16 protein-coding genes are annotated in these 19,360 nt (G+C 55.9%); 9 read left to right on the forward strand and 7 right to left on the reverse strand.

The features are described 5' to 3' along the window. The first annotated feature begins 61 nt into the window (after positions 1–61). A complete protein-coding gene (locus IB250_RS04240) occupies positions 62–301 on the forward strand; it encodes an aromatic amino acid lyase (RefSeq protein ID WP_218396159.1) in 240 nt (79 codons plus the stop codon). A gap of 242 nt (positions 302–543) precedes the next feature. Here IB250_RS04240 and IB250_RS04245 read toward each other — a convergent pair whose 3' ends face one another. The 6 genes from IB250_RS04245 to IB250_RS04270 form a co-directional block, all read right to left on the reverse strand. Further along, entirely contained in the window at positions 544–1,563 is a 1,020-nt protein-coding gene (locus tag IB250_RS04245) for a Gfo/Idh/MocA family protein (RefSeq protein WP_192343107.1), read from the reverse strand. 158 nt (positions 1,564–1,721) lie between these two features. After that, a complete protein-coding gene (locus IB250_RS04250; protein ID WP_225603261.1) occupies positions 1,722–2,648 on the reverse strand; it encodes a shikimate dehydrogenase family protein in 927 nt (308 codons plus the stop codon). A gap of 117 nt (positions 2,649–2,765) precedes the next feature. Beyond that, positions 2,766–4,199 carry an MFS transporter gene (locus IB250_RS04255; RefSeq protein WP_192343108.1) on the reverse strand — a complete coding sequence of 478 codons (1,434 nt, stop codon included), beginning with the start codon at positions 4,197–4,199 and terminating at the stop codon, positions 2,766–2,768. 421 nt (positions 4,200–4,620) lie between these two features. Further along, positions 4,621–6,201 (reverse strand): aldehyde dehydrogenase (NADP(+)), encoded by a 1,581-nt coding sequence (locus tag IB250_RS04260; RefSeq protein ID WP_192343109.1) that lies wholly within the window; start codon positions 6,199–6,201, stop codon positions 4,621–4,623. 59 nt (positions 6,202–6,260) lie between these two features. Further along, complete coding sequence (locus IB250_RS04265; protein WP_192343110.1) at positions 6,261–7,808, reverse strand: UxaA family hydrolase; 1,548 nt, start codon at positions 7,806–7,808, stop codon at positions 6,261–6,263. A gap of 123 nt (positions 7,809–7,931) precedes the next feature. Beyond that, the gene (locus IB250_RS04270; RefSeq protein WP_192343111.1) at positions 7,932–8,918 is read right to left on the reverse strand and encodes a LysR family transcriptional regulator; all 987 of its coding nucleotides are present in this window, start codon (positions 8,916–8,918) and stop codon (positions 7,932–7,934) included. Between the two features lie 120 nt (positions 8,919–9,038). Between IB250_RS04270 and IB250_RS04275 the strand changes: the two genes are divergently transcribed. The 6 genes from IB250_RS04275 (at position 9,039) to IB250_RS04300 (ending at position 15,286) form a co-directional block, all read left to right on the forward strand. Then, the gene (locus IB250_RS04275) at positions 9,039–10,217 is read left to right on the forward strand and encodes a fumarylacetoacetate hydrolase family protein (protein ID WP_192343112.1); all 1,179 of its coding nucleotides are present in this window, start codon (positions 9,039–9,041) and stop codon (positions 10,215–10,217) included. 290 nt (positions 10,218–10,507) lie between these two features. Next, the gene (locus tag IB250_RS04280) at positions 10,508–11,314 is read left to right on the forward strand and encodes an IclR family transcriptional regulator (RefSeq protein ID WP_192343113.1); all 807 of its coding nucleotides are present in this window, start codon (positions 10,508–10,510) and stop codon (positions 11,312–11,314) included. Continuing rightward, positions 11,311–12,117: a 2-keto-4-pentenoate hydratase gene (locus IB250_RS04285; protein WP_192343114.1), complete on the forward strand. Its 807-nt coding sequence runs from the start codon at positions 11,311–11,313 to the stop codon at positions 12,115–12,117. The genes IB250_RS04280 and IB250_RS04285 overlap by 4 nt, the downstream gene beginning before the upstream one ends. A gap of 3 nt (positions 12,118–12,120) precedes the next feature. Beyond that, positions 12,121–13,014 (forward strand): fumarylacetoacetate hydrolase family protein, encoded by an 894-nt coding sequence (locus IB250_RS04290; protein WP_192343115.1) that lies wholly within the window; start codon positions 12,121–12,123, stop codon positions 13,012–13,014. A gap of 21 nt (positions 13,015–13,035) precedes the next feature. Further along, positions 13,036–13,731, forward strand: coding sequence for a DUF4286 family protein (locus IB250_RS04295; RefSeq protein ID WP_192343116.1), 696 nt, complete (start codon positions 13,036–13,038; stop codon positions 13,729–13,731). A gap of 274 nt (positions 13,732–14,005) precedes the next feature. After that, positions 14,006–15,286, forward strand: a complete 1,281-nt coding sequence (locus IB250_RS04300; protein WP_192343117.1) for an OprD family porin — start codon at positions 14,006–14,008, stop codon at positions 15,284–15,286. Between the two features lie 48 nt (positions 15,287–15,334). Here the strand turns inward: IB250_RS04300 and IB250_RS04305 are convergent, their stop codons facing one another. Continuing rightward, positions 15,335–15,727: a hypothetical protein gene (locus IB250_RS04305; protein ID WP_192343118.1), complete on the reverse strand. Its 393-nt coding sequence runs from the start codon at positions 15,725–15,727 to the stop codon at positions 15,335–15,337. Between the two features lie 154 nt (positions 15,728–15,881). Here IB250_RS04305 and IB250_RS04310 point away from each other — a divergent pair, with 154 nt between their 5' ends. Next, positions 15,882–16,739, forward strand: coding sequence for an AraC family transcriptional regulator (locus IB250_RS04310; protein WP_192343119.1), 858 nt, complete (start codon positions 15,882–15,884; stop codon positions 16,737–16,739). 216 nt (positions 16,740–16,955) lie between these two features. Next, a complete protein-coding gene (locus tag IB250_RS04315) occupies positions 16,956–19,352 on the forward strand; it encodes a TonB-dependent siderophore receptor (RefSeq protein ID WP_225603262.1) in 2,397 nt (798 codons plus the stop codon). Positions 19,353–19,360 lie beyond the last annotated feature (8 nt).

Here is a 19,360-nt window from a genome sequence, read left to right on the forward strand (position 1 = left end):
AGCAGCTATAGGGTGTCTCTTCACATATTTTTGGGGCGATAGACCGCAGGTCCACGGTGCGGTGCGCGATGTATGGGCCCAGGTGCTGACAGTGGTCGAGCGCGAGTTGGCCAGCGTCACCGACAATCCGGTGATTTGCGGCAGCCCTGAGGCTCCGGAAATTTACTCTGAGGCCCACGCCGTCGGCGCCGGAATTGGCCTGGCCATGGGCCAGTTCGCCGTGGCGATCGCTGAACGAGATTGGATACCCGAAGGTATGGATAGACAGCGCAGCTGTCTCATGCCGATCCAGACAAAGTGAGTGCGGCCTACAAGAAGGCCGCCATTAGAATGCTGATTCATGTCTAGGCAGGCGAGGGTGGCAGGCAACCCACCCACCTAGTAATGGTTCGGTGATGTGGATGGGAGTCAACCGTTCTTCGACATCATCTCGACGTGGAGAACGGAAGAGTAAGCGACCCAATCACCTCAATCTGGACAAGAGACCGGGGCAAGTCGCAATTGTTCATTCCGTTGGCGCTCGGAGCTTCTCGGCGGCTCAAGTCATTTAGGAGTCGGCGTAAGGGTCAAAAGCGTACCTCCTTGCCGAGCTGAAGCGTAGGCCGCGTCCATGACCTGCATGATTGCCTCTGCGTCGCGTAATGATGCAATGGGCTTGGCCCCGTTACGGCACTCAGCAAGCACTTGTTTGACGAACAGTGGGTAATAGACGTCTGTGTCCAGTTGTAGTCGGCGGCTTCGAGTGCCGGCCGCAAGGTTCTGTCGATCCCTTATTTCGATTCGGTCGGGACCGGATTTGGCATACATGTGATCAGATGAAAGGGTGAAAGAGAACTCGCGCTGCTCGTCGGCGGTACTGGGGAAACTGTATCCCGTTTCCACAACACCGATCACGCCATCTTCAGTCTGCAGGGTCAATAACGAATAGTCTTCGACGGCGCCCCGATGTGTCAGTGAATTCATGACGGCTGAGACTCGAGAGACCTCCTTACCGGTCAATAGTCTGAAGAGATCTATGAAATGCGTAGCCACGTTGATCGTGGATCCGCCTCCAGAAAAAACGGGATCGATGGCCCAGCCTGAGCCTGCTGTTTCATAACGAGCGGGCGGACCTACTATGAAACGGAAAGACATGTAGTTGTAGTCCGCGGCCAAGCGTCCCTCAGCCTCTTTCAGAACACTCAGCAGTTCACTCATGCGGAAGATGAGCGGCACAGCACAGTAGAGATTGGCTTGCTCGGCCAGCTCACGCAGTCGTGTGACCTGCGCCATGTTGATGCCGCAGGGTTTCTCCAGGGCAAAAGGGATGTTTCGTGCGATCACGGCTTCTGCCAGCGACGGCATTTCCGAATGCCTGCCGAACACGAAAGCAAAATCGACCTCCTCGCGCTCAAGCAACTCATAGGATGAACTATACAAAGGACATTTGAATCGCTCGGCAATGGCCTCGCCCTTCACGTGCTCCGAATCCGATACGGCCACCACTTGAACCCCATTGGCCTCAAGAGCATTCAGATACAGTGGGACATGCCAATGGCTGACCTCCAGTAACGCAACTTTCATACGTACTCACTCCTGGCGCGGTACAAGCAGACATTTGGAATGTTCGGGTTGAAAATGATCGCGCAATAGGTTTCAGCGGCTTTGGAATCATTCATGGTCTTTCCCTTTATTCGCTTCGATGAAAACGGGTCGTTTTTCCCGTTTTCGCTGAAGCGTTTTTACGTCAAATGGCCGGCATCTCTTGCCGGCGGCAACAATAATTCGGCATCGACTACTGTGACGTTATCGGGGTGGTAATCAAACCCAAGGAAGCGCAGGGCAAGCAGCGCCTGACCTTTGTGCATGGGGCCCCCGTCCTGGGTACGACAACCTCTTTTCCGCGCAGCATCGCAAAGCGGTGTCGAGTCAGGGGAATTGATGATATCCACCACGAGGGTGCCGGGCTCCAACCGCTCGGGATCCACAGGCATAGGATCATTCTTGCTCATGCCAAGCGGCGTGGCGTTGATCACGATTTCATAGCCATGTGGGTCGGGTGGGCCGGAATGCGTGATGCAACCTGTTTCAGCAGCGACGGATTTCGCCAGATCCTCGGCTCGGTGTTCGTCGACATCGGAGATAGTCAGCGATCGGGCGCCCGCCGACGCGACGGCAAATGCGATCGCTCTGCCCGCGCCTCCAGCACCGACCAAAAGAACGTTTTTGTTCGCTGGATGGTTGCCTTCCCATTGCATGCCAAGAACACAGCCGAGGCCATCGAATACGGCGCCGACCCAACGTCCGTCTGTCTCGCAACGAATGACGTTGATTGCACCGACTTGACGCGCAGTCGGATGAAGTTCGTCGACAACATCCAGCATCCTTTGCTTATGAGGCATGGTGACCAGGATGCCGGCGAGATTGTTCAGCGCTCTGGCACCCTTCACGAACGCGGACAGATCATCGGCCTTGACCTCCAATGGAATACAAACCGCGTCTGCCTGCTGTTCTATAAAGAGTCGGTTGAATAATTGCGGAGACTTGGCAGCCGTCAGCGGATGGCCGACCAATCCATAAAGCCGAGTTGTTCCTGTGATATGTGAGGCCATGGTTGCCTGATATTTGATGTTGACGGGAAGAGGCGTCCTGGCGGCTTCTTGGCTCATGCACAGCGTCGATGGCTATGCATTGGCAAGTGCCGACCGCAGGATGCTGCTCTGCCCGTCGGGCCTGTGTGGGTCGCGAAAACCTAATGGTCGCACCAGTGTGATCGTCGAAAGTCGTTACGAGCGCAGTTGGCTAGCCAGATCGTTCGGGGCGGCTGGCTGAGCTGTGCCCTGCATCGCTTCGGCCCGCATACGATCGTATTCTTCTTTGGCAATAGGCACTGCGTGGCGTTTGCCGAGATCTTCAAGGCGAATCCGGTATGTTTCACGTGTAGTGAACGCCGCGATCGCCGCGATAACACAGATACCTAATGTAAGAGAACCGATTTTTAGTGGGATGTTCTCGGAGCCGGGGGGCGCTACAGTAACGAAGATTGCCGGGAGAAACGCAGTCATCGCGGTCCCTATGTTCTGTCCGATGGCCATACCGGTCACACGCACCCGCGTACGGAACAATTCGGGAAAGAGGCTCGGGAATACACCGTTGAAACCCTGATAAGCGACGCCCCACATGAGTACGGAGAGTACCAGCGAAAGCCACAGGTTATGGACGCTGATAGCGTACAGGTACGCGTACGAGAGCAGTCCTGCGCAGAGAACGCCAATGATGACTGGGGGCCTGCGGCCGATCTTGTCTGAGAGGTTACCAACGAAGGGGATCAGGACCACCGCGCACATGTTACCCAGCAGAGGAATCCACAAATAGACGCCTGCAGGGAAACCGATTCCATAGGCCGGTTGAACCGCATAGGTAGCGCCGAATACCGAGGCGACAATGGCGATCACCGCAGCAAGTGCCATGCAGATCACACGCAAGAGATCACCCCAGCTCTGCCGGATGACTTCGACAACAGGCAGGACAGTCGCTTCGCCTTGCGTTTTTTGTTTGGCAAATACAGGTGTCTCGTCGACTTGGCGGCGAATGATATATCCCATGATGACGACAACGACGCTGAGCAGGAACGGAATCCGCCAGCCCCAGGATGCGAACTGATCCGCAGGCATAAAATGAGCGAGAGGCAAGAAAACTGCTGCCGCGAGCAGTTGCCCGGCCTGAACCCCTTGGAGGGTAAAACTTGCGAAGTAACCACGGCGACCGGACGGAGCGTGTTCGAGAATCATGGAGCTGGCGCAGGAGATCTCCCCGGCCACCGCAAAACCCTGAATCAGGCGCAACGTCACAAGCAGCAAGGGCGCCCAGATCCCGATCTGCTGGTACGTTGGCAGCAGCCCGATGCACATCGTCGAGAAGCCCATCAGGAACATGCAGTAAACCAGAACCGTTTTACGGCCGTGGCGATCACCCAAATGCCCTAGGACAACAGCGCCTATCGGCCGGGCGATATAGCCCACACCAAAGCTTGCCAGAGAGGCAATGATGCCGACCGCTGGGTTATCAGACGGAAAAAAGAGCTGTGGAAACAGCAAGGCCGCCGCGGTCGCATAGATAAAGAAGTCGTAATACTCCAGTGCCGAGCCGATCCAGCCGCTAGCTGCGGCTTTCTTTGACTGGCTTTTGGAATGAGCGTCGATCGGTATGCTCTGATTCATAACGTGTCTCCGGTTTCTCAATTGTTGTTATTGTAACGCTGTTCCATCAGTAATTCTGTTACCGAGATTGCCGCCTTGTCAAGGGAGAAGTCCCCTTGGGCGATCAAGCGGGACGCTAGTGTTTGTGCGGTGCTGAGTTCATACGTCCGACGTCGTCGCCCAGCCGAGCGAGCACGGCAAAGCCTGCTCGTGCGTTCGGGCGAACAGGGCGCTAGAGGATGAGCAGGTTCCCAAGCGTCAAGCTGTCGCCGCTGTTGCTCATACAAAGAGCAATGACCCCAGCGACAGGTTTTAACGTTGTAGATTGCTCTGCAAAATTTTGGCGCGTCAGCAGTACAGAGTGACCTTAAGGCGCACTAGCCCGCGCCTTAAGGGAATCGGAAATCAATTCGTCTGCATGCCGACGTGCCCGTTTGCCAACCTACAAGCTATCTCTCGAGAGAGCACCGTCGACGAGCCTCGAAATGTTCAACGGATTCGCGTTCTTTAGAGCATCGGGAAGCAACGCGTCGGGGTAGTTTTGGAAGCAGACTGGCCTCAGGAAGCGGTCGATGGCCAAAGTGCCGACCGAGGTGCCGCGGCTATCGGAAGTGGCAGGATAAGGACCGCCGTGCACCATTGAATCGCAGACCTCGACACCCGTTGGGTAGCCATTGATGAGGATGCGGCCAACCTTCATCTCCAGCAAAGCAGTCAACTCTACGAATTGCGTAAGGTCTTCTGGCTCGCCAATCAAGGTTGCGGTCAATTGTCCGTGAAGGGCATTGATGGCAGCGTTGAGTTGCGCCTGGTCAGCGACCTCGATGAAGATAGACGTGGGGCCGAAGATTTCTTCTTGAAGAACTTTATCGCCGTTAAGCAACAACTCTACGTCGGCCTTGAACAACTGTGGCTGGGCTTGGTGACCCTGTTGGTTGCTGCCAGCCAGGTGCGCGATGCCGGGATGCGCGTGCAGGTTCTGCAAGCCAGCCGCATAGCTACGCAGGGTGCCTGCGTTGAGCATTGTTTGTGCAGGTTGGTCGCTGATCAACGCGGCCACGCTATTCTGAAAGGCGCTGAATGCATCCGAACGAATGCCAACCACCAGCCCGGGATTGGTGCAGAACTGCCCACAACCTTGAACCACCGAGGCGACAAGATCGTGAGCGATACTGTCGGCTCGACGCGAGAGTGCCTGAGGCAGGATCACGACCGGGTTGATGCTCGACATCTCGGCGAAGACTGGAATGGGGTCGGGGCGAGCGGCGGCCATATCGCACAGCGCTCGACCGCCTTTGAGCGATCCGGTAAAACCAACGCCCTTGATGAGCGGGTGTTTTACCAAGGCTTCGCCTACGCCACTGCCATAAATCATGTTGAAGACACCGACGGGCATGCCGCTGCGCTCGGCCGCCCGGATGATCGCGTTGGCGACCTGTTCTGCAGTGGCCATGTGGCCGCTGTGGGCTTTGAATACCACCGGACAACCCGCCGCGAGGGCTGAGGCGGTATCGCCGCCGGCCGTGGAGAAGGCCAACGGAAAATTACTGGCACCAAACACAGCAACCGGGCCGATTGCGGTGCGGTACTGGCGAAGGTCAGGGCGCGGCAACGGTTTGCGAAGGGGTAACGCTTGGTCGATGCGAGCTCCATAGAAGTCACCACGCCGCAGTACGTTTGCAAACAAGCGCATTTGGCCGCTGGTACGTGCGCGTTCGCCTTGGATGCGAACTGCAGGCAATGCTGTTTCACGGCAAACCAGCGCAATAAACTCATCGTCCAAAGCCTCTAGCTCTTCAGCAATGGCATCAAGAAAATCAGCCCGTTTGCTCGCGCTCAGGGTGCGGTAGCTGGAAAAGGCGTTGTTGGCTGCGTGGGCTGCGTCCTCGATTTCTTGCGTAGTCGCCTGGTGGAAGGCATAGGGTAAGGTCTCTCCGGTGCTGGCATCCACACTCTTGACGATGATACTGCCGGCGGCGCTGCGCTGACCGCCGATAAAATTCTGGCCGGTAATGAGGGACATGGTTGTCTCCAGGTTGAATGTGCAAGAGATAGCTGGGCAAGGCGTTCCCAGGACTGGAATCAGGTGACGGCGCCGATCTGCCACGGCACGAACTCATTTTGTCCGTATCCGTGTTTTTCGCTCATGCTGCGTTCGCCCGAGGCAATGCGTAGCATGGTTTCAAAGATCGCTGCGCCGCACGCCTCGATGGTCAAAGTGTCTTCGGCTATTTCGCCGCAGTTGATGTCCATGTCTTCTCGCTGACGCGCCCATAAGGCGCTATTGGTCGCCAGCTTGATTGATGGGGCAGGGGCACAGCCATAGGCCGATCCGCGACCGGTGGTAAACGCAATCAGGTTCGCACCACCGGCGACCTGACCGGTTGCCGAGACCGGGTCATAGCCAGGGGTGTCCATAAAAACCAGCCCGTTGGCCGTGACGGTCTGGGCGTATTCGTAGACATCCATCAGGTTGCTCGAGCCAGCCTTTGCTACAGCGCCCAGCGACTTTTCCAGAATGGTGGTCAAGCCACCTGCCTTGTTGCCAGCAGAGGGGTTATTGTTCAACTCGGCCCCCATACGCTCGCAGTAGCTTTCCCACCAATGAATTCGAGCGATAAGTTTTTCGCCGACTTCACGGCTTACAGCCCGCCGTGTCAGCAAGTGTTCGGCACCGTATATTTCAGGGGTTTCGGAAAGAATCGCGGTACCGCCGCAGGCGACCAGGCGATCCACTGCATTACCCAACGCAGGGTTGGCAGTAATACCGGAGTAGCCATCCGAGCCGCCGCACTGAAGCCCAACGATCAGATGGCGAGCGCTGACCGATTCACGTTGAATCCGATTGGCCTCGCCAAGCAATTGCTTCACGTGGTCAATGCCACAGGCGATGGCCTTGGATGTACCGCCACTGTCCTGGATGTTGAATGTGCGCAGCGTATTACTACGGGTTAGCCCTTGCGTCGTGAGTAATGAGTCGATTTGGTTCGTTTCGCAGCCCAACCCGATCACCAACACGGCCGCAAAGTTGGCGTGGGTTGCATATCCGGCCAGTGTCCGGCGCAACATGCTCAAACCGTCGCCCGCAGGATCAATGGCGCAGCCGGCAGAGTGCGTCAGAGCAACAACACCGTCGACGTTTGGATACGCTTGCAGTGCGGCGGGATTGATGTCCCGACGAAAATGGTCTGCGATGGCCCGGGCTACTGTGGCAGAGCAATTCACTGACGTCAGAATGCCGATGTAGTTGCGCGTCGCGACACGTCCATCCGGGCGCACAATACCCATGAACGATGGGGCTTCACTCGGCTTGACGTTGGGCTTCGCATCGACGCTGAAAGCATAATCTCGAGTGAATTCCCCCATCGCCAGGTTGTGCACATGGATGTGCTCGCCTGCTTCTATGTCGACAACAGCAAAACCAATGATTTGCCCATAGCGCCTTACCGGTTGACCGGCTTCGATACGCCGGGAGGCAACTTTATGGCCCGGGACGATCGCTTGCCGGATGGTCACGCCTTCTTGCTCAAGGATTTCGCCCGCGAGTAGCGGTCGGCGTGCAATCAGCACATCGTCCAGCGGATTCAAACGCAGCACAGCTGCTGCGCCGGTTTTCATGATCAGTTCCATCGCATCCTCACGGGCTGCTGGGTGGTGCGCGGTCGCTAATAGCGCTGCACTTGTGTGCCGGCACTATAGGATTCATGGAAATGGCTGCCTAATGAGAGCTTTCGATTGCTCGATAACTTTGCCTCATCGACTTTTACCGGGATCGCTGCAGTGCCTCTTCTCTGTAGCCGTTTGCCGCAGTCTGGCGAACTCTAATAAGGTCGCAACAAACATCCGCGCTGGCTCTGACAGGGGCTCATCCTTGCGAGTGATAACCCCGTAATCCTGAGATTCAACTTTGAAGGGCGTATCGAGGATTTGAAGCTGCCCATTTTGCAGTTGCGACTGGACCATGGACTCGGGGAGCATGGCGAGCATTGGCCCAGACTGCAGCAACTGCAGGAAGGTTTGCATCGAAATGGTCTCCACTGTGTTGGTTGGCGGGGCGATCTTGAACAGTGTGAACGCGCGCTCCATGCGTTGTCGGATCGGCGTATTGAAGGGATACATGACCCATGGCCATTCGCTGAGTGCGTCGGTGGGGACTTCCTCAAGTCGGCACAGAGGGTGTGTGCTGTTCGCGACAAGACAAAAGGGTTCAGGTCCCAGCGACGTAAATTCGAAAGGCTGACGATCCTCATCCGTGAAGCGCGCGATGATCAAATCAAGTTTTTTTTGTTCGAGCATTTCCAGCAGTTGGTTACTGGTTTGTTCGATTACCTCAATAGAAAGCAGGGGGCGATCGCGTTTTATGCTGGCAATCGCTTCAGGCAGCACCACTGATGTGGCGGCGAAAATGGTGCCGATTTTTAAATGGCCATGCCCGCCTTTTCGCAGCTTGTTGACTTGGTCGACGAACGATTCCGCGTCTTCCAGGGTAATACGCGCATAACGGGCCACGAACTCTCCCAGTTCAGTCAGGACCAGGTTGCGCGTTTGGCGCTCGAACAAGGGGAATCCCAAGAGTACTTCCAGATCGCGAAGCAATTTACTGATGGCCGGTTGTGTAACATTCATGTGTTCTGCGGTGGTGTGCATATTGCGGGTCTTGGCCAGGCTATTGACCAGTACCAAATGTTTGATCTTCAGCCATCGAGTGACACTGCCAAAAGTAATTTGATCGTTTTCCATTGGGTAAGGCCTTGTCTGTCGATAACGAAACAGCATTGATTAGTGAGATTCTTTCATTGGGATTTACGGGGGCGGTCCATTACTTTTACGGCTCTGATGGCTGACTGATCTGGAAGCTCTATGTCGAATCTGAAACTGACGCGCGAAAACACCCTGCCAGTGGATGGCCTGGCCGGAACGCTGATCGGCCGCGCCTGGATCCCGGGTGCGATTGCAGGCCCCTCCCCGGTGCTGCTGCGTGAGGACGGTGTGTTTGACCTTTCTGAAGTCTTTTCGACAATAAGCGAACTGCTGGAACACGCCTCGCCGCTGTTGGCTGTTCGTCAGGCGCCTGGCAGGTACGTCGGGACCGTCGAGGAGCTGCTTGGGAACACCGGCACCCATTCCGATCCCGGCAAGGCATCTCTGTTGCCCCCAGCGGATTTGCACGTCATCAAGGCGGCTGGGGTGACCTTCGCGTCCAGCATGATTGAGCGGGTAATCGAGGAGCAGGCCCGAGGCGATGCTGCCAAAGCCGAAAGTGTTCGCCGTCTGGTGCAAGAAGCCATAGGCGACAACTTGCGGGCAATCAAACCGGGCTCGCCAGAAGCGATGCGCCTTAAAGCTGTGCTGATCAAGCAGGGCATGTGGTCGCAATACCTGGAGGTCGGTATCGGCCCGGACGCGGAGATCTTCACGAAGGCACCGGTTCTGGCCGCAGTGGGCAGTGGCAGCGAAATCGGCATCCATCACAAGTCTGAATGGAACAACCCAGAGCCGGAAATTGTGCTGGCGGTGAACAGTCGAGGCCAAGTGCATGGCGTCACCTTGGGCAATGACGTCAATTTGCGTGATTTCGAAGGCCGCAGCGCACTGCTGTTGAGCAAGGCCAAGGACAACAATGCGTCCTGTGCAGTCGGCCCATTTATTCGTCTGTTCGATGAAGCGTTTACGCTCGATGACGTGCGCAATTGCGTCGTGGATTTGCAAGTTCAGGGCGACGACGGCTTCATCCTTCAAGGCAGCAGTTCCATGGCGCTGATCAGCCGTGACCCGCTGGATCTCGTGGCCCAGACGGTTGGCGGCGATCACCAATACCCTGATGGGTTCATGCTTTTTCTCGGGACATTGTTTGCGCCTACCCAAGATCGTGAGGCCCCGGGAAGCGGCTTTACGCATAAGCAGGGGGATGAGGTCAGCATAAGTAGCCCGTTGCTGGGCACGCTGCGCAACACAGTCACCTACAGCCATGAGGCTGCGCCCTGGACTTTCGGCTTGCGAGCGATGATGCACAATCTTGCTGCCCGCGGGCTTTTGTAAGTAAGGCAGGGGGGTGAGATGCATTGGGCGTTCTTCCGCAAAGATTGAACAAACACAGGTGCACGTCTGTTGATAAAAGAGCCGAATCCGAAGAGTTCGGTTTTTTATATCCGTCAGGCGTTTCCACATCCTGGAGACCCAGCTGCGTGGCCTGCTCCGTCTCGATAAGGCCGATCAGGTACAAGCAGGTTTGACTTATCGGGTGGCGCCTGCATACTATTGGAACGTCGTTCCAGTACGAACAATGTTGCTCACATTCACCTCATTGTCAAAGATAAGTCGAGAAAAATATGAGAGTCGTCAAAGGTGCTGTTGACCGTTGTCTGGAGGCTATTGAGCTGCTGGCACGTGAAGCTCGCTGGATGCGGATGTCTGATATCGCAGCCGAGCTGGGCTTGGAAAAGGGGCCCGCTCATCGAGTGCTTGCTCAGTTAGTCGAGCAAGGGTGGGCAGAGCAGGATGAAGCTACCTCGCAATACCGCTTGACTCTGAAGCTTGCACTGTTGGGGCAGCGCTATTTACATGGGATTGGCTTGCCCGAATTGGTCCAGCCGATCCTTGAGCAAGTGGCTGTTCAGTGCCATGAGTTGGTGCGGTTGACGGTGGTCAACGAGGGCACCTTGTCGTGGCTGTCTTCGGCCCAAGGTGCTGCGCCGGGGCTTATGTATTCGCCGGCCATGGATCAGCCGATCAATCTCTACGCCACCGCCAATGGCAAAGCCTGGCTGGCTTCAATGCCTGATGAACTGGCCATTGAACATGCGCTGCGTAGCGGATTGGGGAAAGCTGAAGCCGGGATGGGGCAGGGGCCGAAAGCGATCAACAGCATCGAAGGTTTGTTGGCCGAGCTAGCGCTGACTCGAAAGCGCGGGTATGGCTTGGTCATTGAAGAAGCCGAGGCGGGTGTTTGGGCGATTGCCGTACCGGTCAAGCTGGTTCCGTCCGGCACTGTGGTCGGCACGATGAGTATCGCCGGCCCGGTCTTGCGCATGCAGCCTGAACGTTATGACGAATTGCATGCTCTGCTGGAAGATGCAGCCAACAAGCTGGGTACGGTTTGGCCGCGCCAGAACAGCGTGCATTCGGAGAACGTATGAGCCAGCTCGCACCTGAATTGGCCGAGGCGGGGTCAGGGTTGCAAGTTGCCGCTGCCGCTGCCGCTCTGGTCCGTGCACGGCTAGAGGGTGTTCGGCTGGCATCCTTGCCAGGCCCGAACCTGCCAAGCAGCCTCGTACAAGGTTTTGCCATCCAGCAGCATGTGGGGCCATTGGCTGGAAAAACCGTGGGGGGATGGAAGTGTGCCTTACCCCCGGCTGGCAAGTGGATCGTTGCCCCGATCTACAGCGACAGCATTGTAAAAGGCGAACGTTACCAACTGGCCGCTGACGCCGATAAGGCGCGCATCGAGCCTGAACTGGCGTGCGTCCTGGCCCATGATTTGCCGGCTCGTGTCGAGCCTTATTCCACTGAACAGATCGCTGCTGCGATCAGCGCCGTGCACTTGGCATTGGAAGTGATCGACTGCCGTTACACCGATCCACACACACTGCCGTTCGAGCAATTGCTCGCGGACGGTCTATTCAATCATGGCCTGGTACTGGGGGCGCCAATCACGCTGGCGAACCCTGCCAGCATGCCCTCTGAACTGGATATCACCCTGAGCGATGCAACGTCGGAGCCCCTGAAAATCAAGGGCCGCCATCCGGACGGGGATCCGTTGTTGCCGATCGTCTGGCTGGCCAATTTTCTGTCTACACAAGGGATAGGGCTGCAAGCAGGGCAGGTGATTATCACCGGGTCCTATGCAGGTGTTCTCGATGTGCCCGTTAACCAGCCACTGCATGTCCAGTTCGGCGAAGCAGGCTCATTGTCTGTCCATTTCTCAACGCAGGAGGAGTAACAAATGCGCTTAGTTCGTTTTGGTTTACCGGGGCAGGAACAGCCGGGAGTTTTGGATTCGCAAGGGATCGTGCGAGACCTTTCGGGCATTGTCGACGACATCGATGCGTCGGCCCTGAGCCCGACAGTGCTGGAAAAACTGCGTGCTGTTGACGTTGAAAAGCTGCCGGTGGTGGCGCCTGGCACACGTCTTGGTCCATGCGTAGGCAGCGTACCGAACCTGATTTGCATCGGCCTGAACTACTCCGATCACGCGGCTGAAACGAATACACCTATCCCGAGCCAGCCGGTGGTCTTCAACAAACACACCGCGTCCATCAGCGGACCCAATGACCCGGTCATTTTACCAACGGGGGCTCAGAAGCTTGATTGGGAAGTCGAACTGGCCATCGTCATCGGTACGCCTGCCTGGCAGATTGATGAGTCGCAGGCTTTGGATCACATTGCCGGTTATTGCCTGGCCAATGATGTTTCCGAGCGGGCTTATCAGCTTGAATACGAAGGTCAGTGGACCAAGGGGAAAAGCGGTTTTTCTTTCGCACCTCTGGGGCCTTGGCTGGTCACCCGTGACGAAATTGCCGACCCGCAGGCAATTGACCTCTGGCTCGACGTGAACGGCAAACGTCTTCAGACCGGCAATACCCGCACGATGATTTTCAGCGTTGCACATATTGTCGCGTACCTCAGTCGCTTCATGCCGCTAATGCCGGGTGACGTCATCATTACAGGTACGCCACCAGGTGTGGGGCTCGGGCAGAAGCCGCCGGTATTCCTCAAGGCGGGTGACACCATGCGTGTCGGTGGCCAAGGCCTGGGTGAACAATTTCAGACCGTGGTTCCGTACGTTGCTGAAATGGGGGCTGCATGGGTCGCCGGTCGCCATCCCAATGTTGACTGACTATCACTAGAGGAAAACGCTATGAGCTTTGCTGGAACAGGTGTAGTCGCAATCTGGCACGATCTTTTGCCCGAAGCGCGGAACGAGTTCTATGAGTGGCATAACCGTGAACACATGCCTGAGCGGGCCGGCATTCCGGGTTTTTTGCGGGGACGCCGATACATCGCTTTGGATGCAGGGCCAACCTATTTCAACCTCTATGAGGCTGACACTGTGCAGGTGTTGGGAGGACAGGACTATTTGTCGCGTCTCAACAGTCCGACGGCCTGGACCCAACAGTCGGTGCAGTCCTATCGCAACGTCGCGCGATCCATCTGCGAGGTCACTTACACCAGCGGTGTAGGGCAGGGCGCGTATTTGTTAACCGTCCGTTTCGATGTTGTCGAAGGGCGACATAAATCGGTTTCAGACGCATTGCGCCAACGCGTGCTTCCTCCCCTTGCGGATAAACAAGGTATTACCGGCGTGCATTTGTGTGTGGCTGATGAGGCCGTGAGCAAAGTTGAAACCGCAGAGAAAAAGGCCCGTTCCGAAGGGACCCAGATACCGGCCTGGATCGTCATGATCGAAGGTTGTGCGCCTGACTACGTTCGCGTCGCCGGCGAGTCTTTTGTAGCCGAGCTGCAACGGCTGTTGGAGGGGCAATCGATGGGACCAGAAACCACGCTTTATCAATTGGAATACACACGTTGCAAAACGCCGGGGAGTGCGGGTTGATCGCCGGGCGTTAGAGCACGTTTTAACTTCCAGTCATTGTTACTACGCAATTCCCCACGAGCGTGCCAATACAGGCATTGAGTTTAGCTCGCGTCTGCGCACGCTCGGGTTTTGCTTAAGGCGATATTAAACAATTATCTAGTTGCTCAATAACGGGCTGGATAAGGAATTCCTTAGGTCGCTCGGAAGTTGGCTCTTCGGGCTGTCTGTGCATGCGTTGTCATAAGTTAAAAATCGCAACAAAAACAATAATAACTCATTGTGAGGAAACATCATGCGCTACCCGGTTACTATCCGCAGCGTGCCTGCACATCAATCGCTTATCAGCCTGACTCTTGCGTTCTGCGCGGGTTCGTCAGCTGTTGTTCAAGCCGATCAAAATAGCGGTTTTGTCGATGGCGCTAAGGCCACCCTCAATTTGCGCAACGCTTACATCAATCGTAACTTCACCAACCCGAACAACGCCCAGGGCAAGGCCGAGGAATGGACCCAGAACTTCATCCTCGACGCCAAGTCCGGCTTCACCCAGGGCGTGGTTGGTTTCGGCGTGGACGTGCTGGGCCTGTACTCGGTCAAGCTCGACGGCGGCCGTGGCACGGCGGGTACGCAACTGCTTCCGGTGCATGACGACGGTCGCCCGGCCGACGACTTCGGCCGTTTGGGCGTGGCCCTGAAGGCAATGGTGTCGAAGACCGAGTTGAAGGTCGGCGAATGGATGCCGGTGCTGCCGATCCTGCGGTCCGACGACGGCCGCTCCCTGCCCCAGACCTTCCGTGGCGGCCAAGTGACCTCCACCGAAATCAACGGCCTGAGCCTCTACGGCGGCCAGTTCCGTGGCAACAGCCCGCGCAACGACGCGAGCATGGAAGACATGTACATGAACGGCCGCGGCGCGTTCACCTCCGACCGTTTCAACTTCGGCGGTGGCGAATACGCCTTCAATGAAAAACGCACCCAGGTCGGTGTGTGGTACGCGGAACTGTCCGACATCTACCAGCAGCAATATTTCAACCTGACCCACAGCCAGCCCATCGGCGACTGGACCCTGGGCGCCAACCTCGGCTACTTCATCGGCAGGGAAGACGGCAGCGCCCTAGCCGGCGACCTGGACAATAAAACCGCGTTCGCCATGCTCTCGGCCAAATACGGCGGCAATACATTCTATGTCGGCCTGCAGAAAGTCGGCGGAGATGACGCCTGGATGCGCGTCAACGGCACCAGCGGCGGCACCCTGGCCAACGACAGCTACAACTCCAGCTATGACAACGCCAAGGAAAAATCCTGGCAACTGCGCCACGACTTCAACTTCGCCGTCGTCGGCGTGCCGGGCCTGACCCTGATGAACCGCTACATCAGCGGTGACAACGTGCACACCGCCACAGTCGACGACGGCAAGGAATGGGGCCGCGAAACCGAACTGGCCTATACCGTGCAGAGCGGCGCGCTGAAAAACCTCAACGTGAAATGGCGCAATGCGTCGATCCGTCGGGACTTCAGCACTAATGAGTTTGATGAAAACCGGATTTTCATCAACTACCCCATCTCGCTGCTATAAACATCACAGGTTCTCCCCCTTGATGAGTAGCAGCGTTCAGGGACGCCGCTACTTTTCCTTTGGTTGCAATAACTTCCGCGCCAGCGCCAAGGCTTCATCTTCAGTGGTTGAGATGAGCATGGGATAACCCCAAAATTTTTCATACATTATTGCGAACGCTTTGCCTGCCAGCCGTTTGGCGAGACTTGATTCGATATGAATCGAGGCTTTGACATAACGCTTGAGTTCGCTTTTGTGGCGCTTCATCCATAGGGTTATTTGTTTCAGTTCCTCTGGCGAGTGTTCCGGTTGCGACTTGTCCAGACCTTCATTGCTTATCAATACGAAGGGCTCATTGCGAGCAAGCACGGCTTCAAACTCGGCAAGTGACTCTTCTTGGCTATGGCCCGGTGTGGTTTTTTGCAACCAAACGAACGGAAATTGTGTGGCGTCTATACGCATTTCTATAGTCCTTCGACACGTTGCCAAACCTCTGTGATGTCCTGCGGTTTCAGGATACTCTGCAAGCGATCCGGCTGAATTGCACAGGCTGGCCACAATATTGTTCAAAGCAGCCATTTTTATTTTTTGAGGGCTTAGCGTGGGGACATCTGCTATGGCGAACACTGCTAAAAAAGACATGGTCGCCGTATGGGACGTCGATGGCATTTCGCGGCCCGTCGTTGCCCTCAGCGCTTCGATGGTGAGCAAGGATTGGGAGCAAGCCAGCCATCAACATCGTAAGGCGCAACTGCTTTATTCCGTGCGCGGCATCCTCAATTGTGAAATAGAAGATGGCGTCTGGATCGTTCCACCACAATGTGCCGTATGGATACCCGGTGGTTTGTCACATGCGACACGTGGTTCAGGAGAAACGGAATGTTATTGCCTGTTTGTTGAACCTGATGCCGCTCCGAATCTTCCGCGAAACTGCTGCACGATTGGCGTATCACCGCTGTTGCGTGAGTTGCTGCTGAAGGCGGTGGGGTTCTCGGGAGACACTGTCAATGTCGCGCGCGAAGACCGCCTGATCGCAACGTTATTGGACGAGTTGTCGGCAGCCCCCGTGGAGGACCTGCATTTGCCGATGCCTCGCGACACGCGTCTGCGCAGGCTCGCTGAAATACTCTTGGCCGACCCCGCGGCTAAGGTTTCGGTGCGCGAGTGGGCTACTCGCATTGGCATGAGTGAGCGCAGCATGAGTCGGCTTTTGCTGCAGGAAATAGGGATGAGTTTTGGACGTTGGCGTCGGCAATTGCATGTAATTGTGTCACTGCAACGCATGACCAAGGGCGAAAGCGTCCAATCGGTTGCACTGGAGCTTGGTTATGAGGGACCCAGTGGCTTCATCACGATGTTCCGCAAAACCGTAGGCAAACCGCCTGTGCAATATCTCTCCGCCCGCTCAGCCAGCGCTCTTATCGCAGGTGAGTCATTGCCCGTGCCGTCAATCCTGTTTCCTGACGACGTGTAATGGCTCGTAGGCGATCTATCCGAGCCTGACCAATCCTGGCGGCAGGACGACTCAGCCATAAGCCGCTGCCGGGAAGGCCTTGCCGCTTTTTCTACATTGCGAAATGTTTTGCAGTTTTCTCATTTCGGCTGGAAAACGACCAATCGCTGACATTGGCTGAACTGGAAAATAATCTGGCCATCCTTCGATATCTGGCAACGGCGGCTTGTTGCTAGATTGCGCGACAACGAATGCAAATCAGTTTCACTTGAGATTGATTTGTCACTTCTGTTCTCCGGCCTGGTGCCGGTTGAGTTGTCGGCCCTCTCTCAAACCCGTCTCTCGACGGTCGGCCGCTGTCTGTTTTTTCTTGATAAGGAATGGCTGATGTGGAATTTGTTGACTTACTGCGGTGAGCGGCGCCCTTGCGTGCCTGAGCGTTTGCTGACAAACCCAGTGACTGCAGTGCTGTTGGTGTTTTTAGGTAGTTCGAGTTGTGTAATGGCGCAGGACCCTGTCGAAGCCGATGAGAGCACTCAGTCTCAAGGCGTGATGATTCTCCCATCGGTGACGATAAGCGGGACGAGGACACCCGATACCACCACGACGGAAGGGACGGGGCTTTACACCACCGGCCAGACCACCGCCGCGACTCGCTTGCCGCTGACGTTGCGGGAGACGCCGCAATCAATTTCCGTGGTAACGCGTCAGCGCATGGACGATCAAAAGCTGGATTCAGTTCAGGGGGTACTGGAGAGCACGACTGGCATCTCGTCTTACCAATCAGATAGCCAACGCACGAGTTTCTATTCCCGAGGTTTTCTGATCGACAACATTCAGTATGACGGCATACCCGCCGTCATCGGTGATGTCATAAACGGCAGCGGTATCAGCGACCTGGAAACGGCATTTTACGACCGTGTCGAAATTGTGCGCGGGGCTAACGGGCTTCTTACTGGCACGGGCAATCCGTCGGCTGCGGTCAACCTGGTGCGCAAAAGACCAACGCCAGAGTTCTCGGCCTCCACCTCTATCAGTGCGGGGGCCTGGGACAGTTTCCGAGAGATGGGGGATGTTTCCGTACCGTTGACAACCGACGGTCGTATCCGAGCACGTATGGTAGGGGTCAATAACGATGGTCACTCCTACATCGATGGTTACCAAACACAAAAGCAAGCGTTCTACGGGGTCATTGAGGCAGATCTCACCGAAGACACCACTTTGGATATTGGGTATGACTATCAGAACAGTTCCCCTGAGCGACCGACATGGGGCGGTGCTCCTCTATGGTTCAGCAACGGCTCAGAGGCAGAATGGTCGCGCTCCAAATCCCTGGCCGCGGACTGGAATCGCTGGGACAGCACCCGGCAGACGGCTTTTGCCGAACTTGAACACCGGTTTGATAACGGTTGGAAAGTTCACGGTGTGGTGAACCAGTACCGCACTAAGTATGACTCCCAGTTATTGGGCGGGTTTGGTACACCCGACCAGGAGACTGGATTAGGCATTTTCCCTAATGGCGCTTATCCGGTTGCGTTGGCTGGCAAAGGGAAAAGCCGTCAAAACACCTTTGATGTGATGGCGAGCGGTCCCTTCGATTTAATGGGGCGCCAACATGACCTGGTAGTAGGCGGTATGAGTTCTCGGTATACCTCGAATAAAGACGATATCAGTCCCTTTTTTGTAGGGTTCACACCCGGCAATATCTACAATTGGAATAATCATTTCCCCAAGCCCGACTTTGATGCAATGGCGTCTATGCCGACCGATACCGAGGTTAAACAGCGCGGCTTCTATAGTACAGCGAGATTCTCATTGGGCGACCCATTGAAATTGATTGTCGGAGGGCGGTTCAGTCGGTACGAGATCGACGAGACTGCAGGTGGGACGCCGTTCAATTATAAAAAGAGTAATGAGTTTACACCTTATGCAGGCCTGATATACGACATTGATAATACGTATTCCGTATATATCAGTTATACCGGCATATTTAACCCGCAAACATCGTTCCGAGACAGCAATGGCAATGTCCTCACACCGACGGAGGGCAAGACGAAAGAGATTGGCCTCAAGGCTGAATACCTGGAGGGGCGATTGAATGCGTCTGTCGCATTGTTTGACACTGAACTGGACAACGCTGCACAACCGGATGGCAGTCTTCTTACTCCAGGCGGTGCGCAAGCTTACAAAGGTATTGATGGCACCAGATCCCGCGGGGTCGAGTTTGACCTGCAGGGTGAAGTTGCTCCCAATTGGAACATCTACGCTGGCATCGCCGCTTTCACAGCCAAGGATGGCGACGACGCCAGGCTGAACGCACAGGTACCGCGCACAACCGCTCAGATGTTCACTACGTACAAATTACCTGGCATGTTGGAAAAGTTGACTTTGGGCGGAGGCGTCAGATGGCAAAGCCGCTTCTTAAGCAGCAGTACGAGCACGAGGGTAGCGGAACAAGACCCCTATGCGCTGACGTCACTGATGGCGCGTTATGAGTTGACAAGGAACATGGACCTATCAATCAATGTCAACAATGTGTTTGATAAAAAATATGCAACCCAGAAAGGCGATTTCGATACTGTCAGTTATGGAGCGCCGCGTAATGCACTGATGACATTGAACTATAAATTGTAGCTTGCGCG

The sequence above is a fragment of the Pseudomonas sp. PDM09 genome, assembly GCF_014852305.1.
In the GTDB taxonomy this organism is placed as follows: domain Bacteria; phylum Pseudomonadota; class Gammaproteobacteria; order Pseudomonadales; family Pseudomonadaceae; genus Aquipseudomonas.

What these genes read in the sequence shown, in the direction of transcription:
- IB250_RS04245 (WP_192343107.1), bottom strand. Translation starts at nt 1,563, where the DNA reads ATGAAAGTTGCGTTACTGGAGGTCAGCCATTGGCATGTCCCACTGTAT.
- IB250_RS04250 (WP_225603261.1), bottom strand. Translation starts at nt 2,648, where the DNA reads ATGAGCCAAGAAGCCGCCAGGACGCCTCTTCCCGTCAACATCAAATAT.
- IB250_RS04255 (WP_192343108.1), bottom strand. Translation starts at nt 4,199, where the DNA reads ATGAATCAGAGCATACCGATCGACGCTCATTCCAAAAGCCAGTCAAAG.
- IB250_RS04260 (WP_192343109.1), bottom strand. Translation starts at nt 6,201, where the DNA reads ATGTCCCTCATTACCGGCCAGAATTTTATCGGCGGTCAGCGCAGCGCC.
- IB250_RS04265 (WP_192343110.1), bottom strand. Translation starts at nt 7,808, where the DNA reads ATGGAACTGATCATGAAAACCGGCGCAGCAGCTGTGCTGCGTTTGAAT.
- IB250_RS04270 (WP_192343111.1), bottom strand. Translation starts at nt 8,918, where the DNA reads ATGGAAAACGATCAAATTACTTTTGGCAGTGTCACTCGATGGCTGAAG.
- IB250_RS04275 (WP_192343112.1), top strand. Translation starts at nt 9,039, where the DNA reads ATGTCGAATCTGAAACTGACGCGCGAAAACACCCTGCCAGTGGATGGC.
- IB250_RS04280 (WP_192343113.1), top strand. Translation starts at nt 10,508, where the DNA reads ATGAGAGTCGTCAAAGGTGCTGTTGACCGTTGTCTGGAGGCTATTGAG.
- IB250_RS04285 (WP_192343114.1), top strand. Translation starts at nt 11,311, where the DNA reads ATGAGCCAGCTCGCACCTGAATTGGCCGAGGCGGGGTCAGGGTTGCAA.
- IB250_RS04290 (WP_192343115.1), top strand. Translation starts at nt 12,121, where the DNA reads ATGCGCTTAGTTCGTTTTGGTTTACCGGGGCAGGAACAGCCGGGAGTT.
- IB250_RS04295 (WP_192343116.1), top strand. Translation starts at nt 13,036, where the DNA reads ATGAGCTTTGCTGGAACAGGTGTAGTCGCAATCTGGCACGATCTTTTG.
- IB250_RS04300 (WP_192343117.1), top strand. Translation starts at nt 14,006, where the DNA reads ATGCGCTACCCGGTTACTATCCGCAGCGTGCCTGCACATCAATCGCTT.
- IB250_RS04305 (WP_192343118.1), bottom strand. Translation starts at nt 15,727, where the DNA reads ATGCGTATAGACGCCACACAATTTCCGTTCGTTTGGTTGCAAAAAACC.
- IB250_RS04310 (WP_192343119.1), top strand. Translation starts at nt 15,882, where the DNA reads ATGGCGAACACTGCTAAAAAAGACATGGTCGCCGTATGGGACGTCGAT.